The organism is Sporosarcina ureae (assembly GCF_029267015.1).
Taxonomy (GTDB): Bacteria; Bacillota; Bacilli; order Bacillales_A; family Planococcaceae; genus Sporosarcina; species Sporosarcina ureae_D.
Map to the genome: position 1 here is coordinate 85197 of NZ_JARIEA010000001.1, position 10265 is coordinate 95461.

A 10265-nucleotide genomic window follows, 5' to 3' on the forward strand; every position below is an offset into this window, starting at 1 on the left:
ACAGAGCGAGGGTTTATACTACATGAATAAAATATTGTTTATAGTCAAACGAGATCTCCGGAATATATTCAAGAATAAAGCGGCGCTCATCGTCATTGCGGCCATTGCATTTCTACCGTCGCTCTATGCCTGGATGAACATTCTGGCTTCGTGGGATCCATATTCCAATACGAAAGGCGTATCAGTAGCAATTGTCAGTGAAGATGAAGGCGCAGAAATTGAGGGTAAGGAATTCAATGTCGGAGATGAAGTAATCGTCTCGCTGACCAAGAATGATGATCTCGGCTGGCAGTTCGTGACGAAAGACGAAGCCTTAAAAGGTGTTAAGCACGGAGACTATTACGCTGCGATTATCATACCTAAGAACTTCTCGGAAAATTTAAGCAGTATCGTTACAGACGACATTAAACAACCGACATTGGATTATTATATCAATGAAAAGATTAATGCGATTTCTCCAAAAGTAGCAGGCAAGGGCGCATCTTCTATAGTAGAGAATATCGATAGCACATTCGTTGAACAAGCGAACAAAGCCGTGATCAAAGTATTTAATAATCTAGGAGTGGAACTGGAAAACAACCGTGTCAATATCGAAAAGCTACGCGATTTAGTTTATCAACTGGAATATGATATTCCTGACATTTATTCGAAATTGCAGCTAGTGGATAAAGGGTTGAATTTCGCGGATTCTTCTATTGATCGTGTGGATGTGGTGCTGGATGATGTCAATGCGGTGCATGCGAATGCGAAAAAACTGAATGCACGATTGATCAGCAAGTTGCAAGAGAATGAAAAGACCGTGGATAATACATTGCGGGTCATTACATCTAACTTGGAGAGTGCGCAAACCGCATTCCGTAAAGTGCCTGATCTGACGAGTGAACTGTCAGGTAAAGGGGAAGATGTAGATCGTATCGTCGATTCGCTACGCGATAAGCAAGGTAAATTGGAAGATACAAATGCTAGATTAGATGATATTTATGATTATTTGAAGAAACAGGATCAGAATTTAAAAGATTCATCCAATATTAAAGACTTGCAGAGTTCTTTGAGCGACAGCGTGGCGGATTTAAGTCGTTTGAAAAAGAACTTGGAAACTATTATTTCTGATTTACAGAGTGGTAAGAATCCAGCGACGGATTTGATCACGCAAACACAGGCGCTGTCAGACAAACTCGCTGAAGATATGGATAAAATCAAAGGTAATTATGAAAATATCTTGTCTCCTCAAACGGAAAAGTTGATGAAGCAGTTGAAAGAGCTTTCTGTGAATATTACAAGCTTGCTTGACCGTGCAACGGAAGTAAATACGAATGCGCAGAAAGTTGTGCAAGGCTTAATTGATAAGCGGGAGTCAATCGATTTCAGCCAATTCCAAGAACAGCTCGACAGTATGTCCACTGCCATTGAAGATCAAATCGCTAAAACGGATACAGTGATTTCAGTTCTTGAAGCCGCTGGAAAAGTAACCGGTAGTGATAGAATTGCTAGTTTGGGACAAAAATTTGTTTCATTAAGAGAACAGTTAGTATCGACTAAACAAGTCATTGACAAAGTGCAAGCCGCCATCAATAAAGGCGAAAAGCCAAGTCTTGAGTTGTTGAATCAACTAAAAGGACAGTTGGAAGCTAGCGAGCAAAAGATTGTAGATGCGCGAAATCAATTTGATGCGAATAGCCAAAAGGCGATTACAGATGCAATTGAACAACTCCAGATTTTTGATGAAGGATTGCGTGATCGATTCAATGAACTCCAAGCCTCCAAGACAGAAATTGACGAGAAGCTTGCAGGATTGTTAGAGACAGCAGAAGATCCAAAGGTTACGATTGGCGTACTTCAAACGATGGTGGATCGTATCGATAATGGGCTGTCTGCAATTGGATCAATTACAAGTGGACTAACAGATTTAGAGAAGTTCATTCATTCCGACAAGCTTTCAGGAGAAATTGAACGCATCAAAACGGTGCAAGACAGTTTATCATCTGCCAATTCATCTGTAGACGGATTGGTTGGTCGAATCAATGAATCAAAAGCGAATGGAAAGAAACATTTAGCTGAAGTTGATCGCGTATCCGGAGAATTGGATCACTCGGTTGGGGAAGCTATTGATTTCGTCAACAGTGATTTGACAAGAAAGTATAAGTCGGCGATGCGTGACGCAACGAATGCGTTATATGATGTGTCCGACGTATTGGATGAAGTGAATGGACGGATTCCACGTTTGCGTACGGCACTTGAAAAAGCAGAAGCAGGGGTTGCGCTAGGGAAAACGGATTTAGCGAAAGCGGAGAAGTACTTCCCAGAAGCGCGTGAAACGATTGAAACAATGGCGGAGAAGATCCGTAAATTAGAAGAAGACGGCGACTTGGATAGATTATTGGATGTTCTCGCAACAGATCCTACTGGTGTTAGTAAGTTTTTCGCTGAACCGGTAGTATTGGATGAGCACGAGCTCTATCCAATTCCGAACTACGGTTCCGCGATGAGCCCGTTCTATACGACGCTATCATTATGGGTCGGTGCGTTGTTAATGGTCTCCACGTTAAAAGTGGACATTCGTGAGAAGACACGGTTCAAGAGCTACCAAACGTATATTGGACGGTTAATCATCTTCGCTGGAATTGGAACCATTCAATCATTGATCGTCACGCTAGGAGAGATATTCATCATGAATGTCTACGTCGTGAACAAGGTGCCCTTTGTAATATTCGGTGTAATTATTAGTGTTGTATTCGTTACTATTGTCTACACACTCGTATCCGTATTTGGTAACACCGGAAAAGTCATCGCGATTGTATTGATGGTCATGCAGCTCGGTGCGTCAGGCGGAACATTCCCAATCCAGATGGCACCCGAATTCTTCCAACGCATTTCTGCATTCATGCCGTTTACCCATGCGATCACTTTATTGCGTGAATCCATTGGAGGCATTATTTGGGCAGTAGCTTGGAAACAAATTCTCTACCTGTTCATCTATTTCGCATTATCACTAGGTGTGGGAATTGGATTGAAGAAATTCTTTAATAAATCGAGTGATAAGTTTATTGAGAAAGCGAAGGAAAGTAATATTGTGATGTGATGAAATGGTAACCGCACGGAGAGTTAGTATTCTAACTTTTCGTACGGTTTTTTGATATAAAAAAACCGCGCTATTCAGTAGCAACTTCTTAAAAAGTTGTCCACTAATCGGCACGGCAATCCTCATGTTTACTTGTTCTCCATTAAACTCCAAACGGTTTTGATAATATCATCACACTTGACGAACAGTGTGCTCTCCAACACGAACGTATTCGTAGTGCCGTCCTTCAACTCTACGGTAATACCATTCGGTACAATGCCTAATACATATGACGAATCAATATTATTGATATCCTGAATAGTAAATTCCATCGCGTCTCTTTTGAAATGCATATTTCTTGGCTGGAAAATAAAGCGTTGATCTGTAATAAATAAGTTCCCACTAACGTAATCTATGCTTTTGCGTAAATCTACCGGGATTTCATATAGGACATTTTCATTTTCATGAGAAACTATCATACCGACCTCTCCTTTATGGATAGTAACGAAGACTCCATTTCCATTTTACCTATATAAATATGTATAAACAAGTGATGTTGATTCTTTTAGCGAAGAGATGAGTGGGGCTAGCCGCTCTATTCGGTGTGGTATCCGCTCTATGCTGGTCCATGACCGCTCTATCATGCGTGATATCTGCTCTATGTGAGTCTGTGATCGCTCTATCTGCCGCGCTATTCGCTCTATACGAGTCCGTGACCGCTCTATTCGCCGCGCTACCCGCTCTATGCGAGTCCGTGACCGCTCTATCGCCCGCGTTATTCGCTCAATGCGAGCCCGTGACCGCTCTATCGCCCGCGTTATTCGCTCTATGCGAGCCCACGACCGCTCTATCATGCACGCTATCCGCTCTATACGAGTCCGCGACCGCTCTATCCACCGCGTTATCCGCTCTATCAAAGTCCACAACCGCTCTATCCCACCAACCATCCGCCCATAAAAACCCACAACCACTTCCCTATTGACACTAAAAAACCTTGTCTGTTATCATTGTGTGTAACCGGTACCACATGCAAATATGTTACCGGTTACACATCAATAGATTGAAGGTGGAATAGTTGGCTAATATACGGGATGTCGCGCAACATGCAGGGGTTTCAGTAGCGACTGTTTCACGTTATTTAAATAATAAAGGATACATAAGTGAAGAAGCGAAACGAGTTATTTCAAAAGCGATCGAGGAATTGAACTATGAGCCAAGCATGATCGCGCGTTCTCTCAGCACGAAGCAATCGACGTTTATTGGGTTGATTGTGCCAGATATCGTCAATCCATTTTTCCCGGAACTTGCACGCGCGATAGAAGATATCGCGTTAGCGTATGGATACACTGTCATCCTATGCAATTCAGATGAAGACTTGGAAAAGGAAATTAATTATGTCCGAACGCTTCAGCAGAAATATGTAGCCGGTTTTATTGTGGCGACTAGTCATGTAGAGGCTGAACATTACACCGGTTTGGACGTTCCAATCGTAGCGATTGACCGCAGAATTCATTCGTCGATTCCGTATATTGCGACGGATAACCGTGAAGGTGCGCGCATTGGAACGGAGCATTTACTACAGAGTGGCTGTAAAAATATTCTTTGTATGCGGGGGCCATCGGGATTAGGTCCTGCAGATGATCGATTTGCTGGGTTCAATGATGCTGTGAGCGGGAAAGATATAGAAACACATATTATTGAATGTCCATTCCAGTTTGAAGTAGCTGAGACGATGGTGAAGAAGGTGTTGCAAGACGTGCCGATCGATGGGATTTTTGCGAGTAGTGATGTCACCGCGGCAGGTGCAATGAAGGCTGCGTATTCTTTAGGCATGCATGTACCGGATCAGCTTCAAATCGTAGGGTATGACGGAACGATGCTAGCGGGCCAATTGACGCCAGGCCTAACAACGGTTGCTCAGGACTTATACAAAATTGGTGCGATGGCGGCAAGAATGCTTATAAAATTAATTGAAGGGCACGAGCTGACGGAGCGTGAAGTACTAATTCCGGCAGAGTTGCTCATTCGTGAGACGACAAGGAGTGAGACGTGATGATAACGGTCATTGGCAGTGCCAATATGGATTTGGTAGTCGGCACGGAGAATTTTCCGGAGCAAGGCGAGACGGTTCTTGGAAATGTGTTCGATACGGTGCCGGGTGGAAAAGGCGCGAACCAAGCAATTGCGGCAGCGCGACTAGGTAGCGAAACGCATATGGCGGCTTGTGTTGGGAATGATATGTTCGGTACGAGTATATTGAATAATCTAGAGCAAAACAAAGTCGGTGTCATAGGTGTTCGTGTGGTTGAAGGAGCTTCCGGTATTGCGAATATTTTGCTGTCGGAAGGAGATAATCGGATTATTGTCGTTCCGGGTGCCAATTCTTCGTTGATACCTGGTTATATTGACGAAATTGAGGAACTCATCAAGCGTAGTAAACTGGTGATGCTTCAGCTAGAAGTCCCTATTCCGACCGTTGTCTATGCGTTGGCGAAATGCCAAGCACTCAATATTCCCGTGATGTTAAATCCTGCACCAGCACGAGGCTTTGAGTTAGATATGATGCCATCCATCAAATATTTGACGCCGAATGAAACGGAATGTGAGCAGATCTTCGGCATGGATATGGTGAGTGCATTAGAAAAGTATCCGAACCGTTTGATTATTACGCTAGGTAGTGACGGCGCGCGGTTCTTTGATGGAGAAAAGCATGTAATCGTAGAGAGCTTTAAGACCAATGTCGTGGATACCACAGGCGCGGGTGATACGTTTAACGGAGCGCTTGCACATGGAATTGTAACGGGTATGGAATTAGAACAAGCTGTTCGTTTCGCGAATGCGGCGGCTTCGCTTTCCGTAGAAAAGTTTGGCGCGCAAGGTGGCATGCCTTCATTTGAAGAAGTAAAAGCGCGTTTGGAGGAAAGTCGATGAAGAAGCACGGTATGATCAATCGCGATATTGCGGCAGTGCTCGCTAAGATGGGTCACACGGATCAATTGACGATTGCGGATTGCGGTCTACCAATTCCTGAAGGTGTTCCATGTATCGACCTTTCCTATACGCTTGGAAAACCTTCATTCACTGAGGTTTTAACTGAACTATTACAAGACTTTCAAGCAGAAAAAGTATATATTGCTAATGAAATAAAAGTAGAGAACCCTACAGTTTATAATGAAATCACACAAATAGAATGTCCGATAGATGAGCTGACACATGAGCAATTGAAAGAACAATCAAGTCGATCGAAAGTAATTATTCGTACAGGAGAAGCGACACCTTACGCCAATATTATCGTGCAGTCGGGCGTCATATTCTGAAAGTGGGTGAGCAGAGATGATTGCGATGAGCGGAATATCGAAAAGTTTTAATGGGAATAAAGTACTCGATAATGTGGAGTTTGATGTGGTGAAAGGTGAAATCCATGCGCTTATGGGCGAAAATGGTGCAGGGAAATCTACGATGATGAAGATTTTGACTGGGATTTATACGCGTGATTCAGGTGAGATCTATGTCAAAGGTAAGAAAGTGGAGTTCAAGAGTGCTAAAGAAGCTGAAGCTGCAGGCATTGCGGTTATTCACCAAGAGCTTAATATTTTACCTGACTTAACCGTTGCGGAGAACTTTTATTTAGGTAAAGAAAAGACATTCGGTAAAACCGGGATTTTGAAGACGAAGGAAATGAATCGTCAAGCGGAAGAGATTCTATCAAAGTTAGGATTGAATGTGGATGCGCGTACCATCACGCGTGAATTATCTGTCGGTAAACAGCAGATTATTGAAATTGCGAAGGCGGTTTCTTCTAATGCCGAACTGATTGTGATGGATGAGCCAACTGCAGCACTGACGGATCGTGAAATCGAAACGTTATTTAAAACCGTTCGCGCATTGCAGGCGGAAGGCGTTTCATTCGTTTATATATCACACCGAATGGAAGAGATTTTCGCGATGTGCGACCGCATTACCATTTTGCGAGACGGTCAATACGTCGGTGTGCGAAATATTAAAGATACGACGTTTGAAGAAATTGTCCAGATGATGGTCGGACGTGAATTAGGTGAACGATTCCCAGCACGTGCGTGTGAAATAGGCGATGTGAAATTGAAAGTAGAAAACCTTTCGCGCAGTGACTATTTTGAAGATGTATCATTTGAAGTGCGAAAAGGTGAAATCGTCGGTATTGCCGGCTTGATGGGTGCCGGGCGCACGGAAGTGATTCAATCCATTTTCGGCTTTAAGAAGCCAACTGCAGGCAAGGTTTTCATTGATGGAAAGCAAGTAGTTATTTCGAATCCGTTACAAGCGAAAAAGCTTGGGATCGGATACGTTACGGAAGACCGGAAATCTGAAGGATTAATTCTTGAGTTTTCCGTTCGCGAAAATATGTGCCTGACCAATTTCAATCGAATTTCTAACTCAGGAGTCATTCAACGAACGAAAGAAAATCAGTTGTATGACACGATGTCTCAACGTCTCGGTGTTCGCACGTCTGGTCCTGAACAAAGCGTCAAGTCGCTGAGTGGTGGTAACCAACAAAAGGTAGTGATCGCGAAATGGCTTGGAATTGAGCCGGATATTCTGTTTTTGGATGAACCGACAAGAGGTGTCGACGTTGGAGCGAAGAAAGAAATTTACAGCATCATCAATGAATTGGCTGAGCGTGGAGTCGCGATTGTGATGATTTCATCCGAATTACCAGAAGTGATCGGTATGGCAGACCGCGTGCTCGTCATGCACGAAGGCCAGTTGATGGCCGACTTGCCAAAAGAAGAAATGACACAGGAACGGATTATGCATTTTGCAACAGGAGGTGACAAAGTTGTCCAAAACTAATATGAAATCGTCCATACAGAAATTGGGTCCGGTCATTGGTTTACTTTTAATCATTGTCATAATTTCAGTTATGAGTCCAAGCTTTTTAACGATGAACAACTTGTTCAACGTATTGCGTCAAGTTTCAATTAACGCTCTAATTGCGTTCGGGATGACGTTTGTTATTTTGACAGGCGGAATTGATTTGTCAGTAGGATCGATTCTCGCGCTGACGGGTGCTGTAACAGCCGGTATGATGTCGGGCGGTATGGATCCGATTTTGGCTATGCTACTTGGTGTATTATTAGGTGTTCTGCTCGGTGCAATTAACGGATTGATCATTGCGAAAGGTAAGGTCGCACCATTTATTGCAACACTTGCGACTATGACAATTTTCCGCGGATTAACATTGGTCTATACTGAAGGCCGACCGATTTCAGGACTTGGTGATTCATTCACTTTCCAAATGCTCGGTAAAGGATATATTCTAGGTATCCCCGTTCCGGTCGTTACGATGGCTATCTCCTTTGCGGTGCTGTATTTCATTTTGAAGAAGACAACGTTTGGACGCCGCGTCTATGCGGTAGGTGGCAATGAAGAAGCGTCACGTCTTTCTGGAATTAACGTCGATCGAATCAAAATTTATGTGTATTCTTTGGCAGGTGGATTAACGGCTATTGCTGCATTAATTTTGACATCACGCTTGAATTCCGCGCAACCGACAGCTGGTAATATGTTCGAACTCGATGCTATCGCTGCCGTTGTACTTGGCGGGACAAGCTTGACTGGCGGTCGTGGTTGGATTGTTGGTACATTAGTCGGTGCATTGATTATTGGTGTGTTGAACAATGGTTTGAATTTGATTGGCGTATCCTCTTTCTTCCAACAGGTCGTAAAGGGTGCAGTTATATTAATCGCAGTCCTCTTGGATCGCAAAAAAACAGCTTAAGGAGATGAGAAGTGTATGAAGAATATTAAATGGTTATTGCTTATGGCAGTTGTGTTCGTAATGGCAGCTTGTTCATTGGATCAGCCGGGTTCAGGGTCTTCATCAGATGACAAAGGGGACACAGCGAAAGATGGGGACAAAGCATATAAGATTGGTCTTTCCGTATCCACGCTGAACAACCCGTTCTTCGTAACATTGAGTGATGGAGTGAAGGAGCAAGCAAAAGATTCAGGTTCAGAAGTTATAGTAGTAGATGCACAAGATGACGCATCTAAACAAGCAAGTGATGTAGAAGATTTAATTCAACAAGGTGTAGATTTACTGATCATCAACCCGACAGATTCTGAAGCAGTTGTATCAGCAGTAGAATCAGCAAACAGTTCGAACATTCCGGTCATTACAGTAGACCGTAGTGCAGAAGGTGGAGAAGTAGTTTCCCACATCGCTTCGGATAATAAAGCAGGCGGCGTGTTGGCAGGAGAATATATGCTGGAGTTACTTGGCGAAGATAACGCACAAGTAGCAGAGCTTGAAGGTATCGCAGGATCATCGGCAGCACGTGACCGTGGAGCGGGCTTTAACGAAGCGGTAGAAGGTAAAGTAAATATCGTTGCGAAACAAACAGCAAACTTTAACCGTGCAGAAGGTTTGACGGTTATGGAGAATATTTTGCAAGCAAATCCAGACATCAAAGGTGTATTCGCGCATAATGATGAGATGGCGCTAGGTGCATTGGAAGCGATTCAGTCGGCTGGTAAAGATATTCTAGTAATTGGATTCGATGCTACGGACGACGCAGTCAAGTCTGTTAAAGATGGCAAGTTGTCAGCGACGATTGCACAGAAGCCTGAGGAAATTGGGAAGAAGGCAATGGAAGCGGCAGTTGCTATGCTAAATGGCGAGGACGTAGACGCGGACATTCCAGTTGAGTTAGAGTTAATTAAAGAGTAAGTATAGAGTAGAGAAGCTCCTCAGCTATTATGGCTGGGGAGCTTTTTTGCGAAAAAAATATCCATCTCTGCTTTGATCCCTCACTGTCTTAAACACTACTCTACTTGTAAAAATAGACTTTATTTAAAAATAAAAAGACTAGACTATTTGTATGCCTTTATATTCGAAATATTTACACTTTGTCAAGTGAGCATAGACAGATTTGAATATATAATCAATAATAGAGCAGGAAAAGAATTATAGGCTGAAGGAGTGTTGAAATGAAAGCGTTATCAAAGTCGATTAATGCAGGTAGATTAAATGATAATCTTCAAAGTTTAGCAGAGATAGGGAAAATCGGTTCGACAGGGGTATCAAGACTCGCACATTCACCTGAAGATAAGCAAGCTGTCTTACATGTTAAAAAGTATATGGATGGAATAGGATTGCATACAACGATTGATCATTTTGGAAACTTAATTGGCAGAATGGACGGATTAGCAAATGATGCACCAGCTT

8 protein-coding genes and 1 pseudogene are annotated in these 10265 nt (G+C 43.1%); 8 read left to right on the plus strand and 1 reads right to left on the minus strand.

Annotated features, from left to right (window positions below):
- The first annotated feature begins 22 nt into the window (after nt 1-22).
- The gene (locus Q7P97_RS00335; RefSeq protein WP_303964881.1) at nt 23-3079 is read left to right on the plus strand and encodes a YhgE/Pip family protein; all 3057 of its coding nucleotides are present in this window, start codon (nt 23-25) and stop codon (nt 3077-3079) included.
- Nucleotides 3080-3207: 128 nt separating this feature from the next.
- Here the strand turns inward: Q7P97_RS00335 and Q7P97_RS00340 are convergent, their stop codons facing one another.
- Nucleotides 3208-3537: a GRAM domain-containing protein gene (locus tag Q7P97_RS00340; protein WP_303964885.1), complete on the minus strand. Its 330-nt coding sequence runs from the start codon at nt 3535-3537 to the stop codon at nt 3208-3210.
- A 596-nt stretch (nt 3538-4133) separates the two neighbouring features.
- Between Q7P97_RS00340 and Q7P97_RS00345 the strand changes: the two genes are divergently transcribed.
- From Q7P97_RS00345 to Q7P97_RS00375, 7 genes and pseudogenes are all read left to right on the plus strand, one after another.
- Nucleotides 4134-5111, plus strand: a complete 978-nt coding sequence (locus Q7P97_RS00345) for a LacI family DNA-binding transcriptional regulator (protein WP_303964889.1) — start codon at nt 4134-4136, stop codon at nt 5109-5111.
- Complete coding sequence (gene rbsK, locus Q7P97_RS00350; RefSeq protein ID WP_303964892.1) at nt 5111-5989, plus strand: ribokinase; 879 nt, start codon at nt 5111-5113, stop codon at nt 5987-5989. Before Q7P97_RS00345 ends, rbsK begins: the two co-directional genes overlap by 1 nt.
- Nucleotides 5986-6375 (plus strand): D-ribose pyranase, encoded by a 390-nt coding sequence (gene rbsD / locus Q7P97_RS00355; protein ID WP_303964895.1) that lies wholly within the window; start codon nt 5986-5988, stop codon nt 6373-6375. The genes rbsK and rbsD overlap by 4 nt, the downstream gene beginning before the upstream one ends.
- 16 nt (nt 6376-6391) lie before the next feature.
- Entirely contained in the window at nt 6392-7888 is a 1497-nt protein-coding gene (locus Q7P97_RS00360) for a sugar ABC transporter ATP-binding protein (protein WP_303964899.1), read from the plus strand.
- The gene (gene rbsC / locus Q7P97_RS00365; protein ID WP_303964902.1) at nt 7875-8816 is read left to right on the plus strand and encodes a ribose ABC transporter permease; all 942 of its coding nucleotides are present in this window, start codon (nt 7875-7877) and stop codon (nt 8814-8816) included. The genes Q7P97_RS00360 and rbsC overlap by 14 nt, the downstream gene beginning before the upstream one ends.
- A gap of 15 nt (nt 8817-8831) precedes the next feature.
- Nucleotides 8832-9767 carry a ribose ABC transporter substrate-binding protein RbsB gene (gene rbsB, locus Q7P97_RS00370; RefSeq protein WP_303964904.1) on the plus strand — a complete coding sequence of 312 codons (936 nt, stop codon included), beginning with the start codon at nt 8832-8834 and terminating at the stop codon, nt 9765-9767.
- A 260-nt stretch (nt 9768-10027) separates the two neighbouring features.
- A pseudogene (locus tag Q7P97_RS00375) lies at nt 10028-10265 on the plus strand (Zn-dependent hydrolase); the annotation flags it as partial.

Bases quoted from the DNA above. Each gene is read 5' to 3' on its own strand.
- Q7P97_RS00335 (WP_303964881.1), top strand. From the start codon at position 23: ATGAATAAAATATTGTTTATAGTCAAACGAGATCTCCGGAATATATTC.
- Q7P97_RS00340 (WP_303964885.1), bottom strand. From the start codon at position 3,537: ATGATAGTTTCTCATGAAAATGAAAATGTCCTATATGAAATCCCGGTA.
- rbsK (WP_303964892.1), top strand. From the start codon at position 5,111: ATGATAACGGTCATTGGCAGTGCCAATATGGATTTGGTAGTCGGCACG.
- rbsD (WP_303964895.1), top strand. From the start codon at position 5,986: ATGAAGAAGCACGGTATGATCAATCGCGATATTGCGGCAGTGCTCGCT.
- Q7P97_RS00360 (WP_303964899.1), top strand. From the start codon at position 6,392: ATGATTGCGATGAGCGGAATATCGAAAAGTTTTAATGGGAATAAAGTA.
- rbsB (WP_303964904.1), top strand. From the start codon at position 8,832: ATGAAGAATATTAAATGGTTATTGCTTATGGCAGTTGTGTTCGTAATG.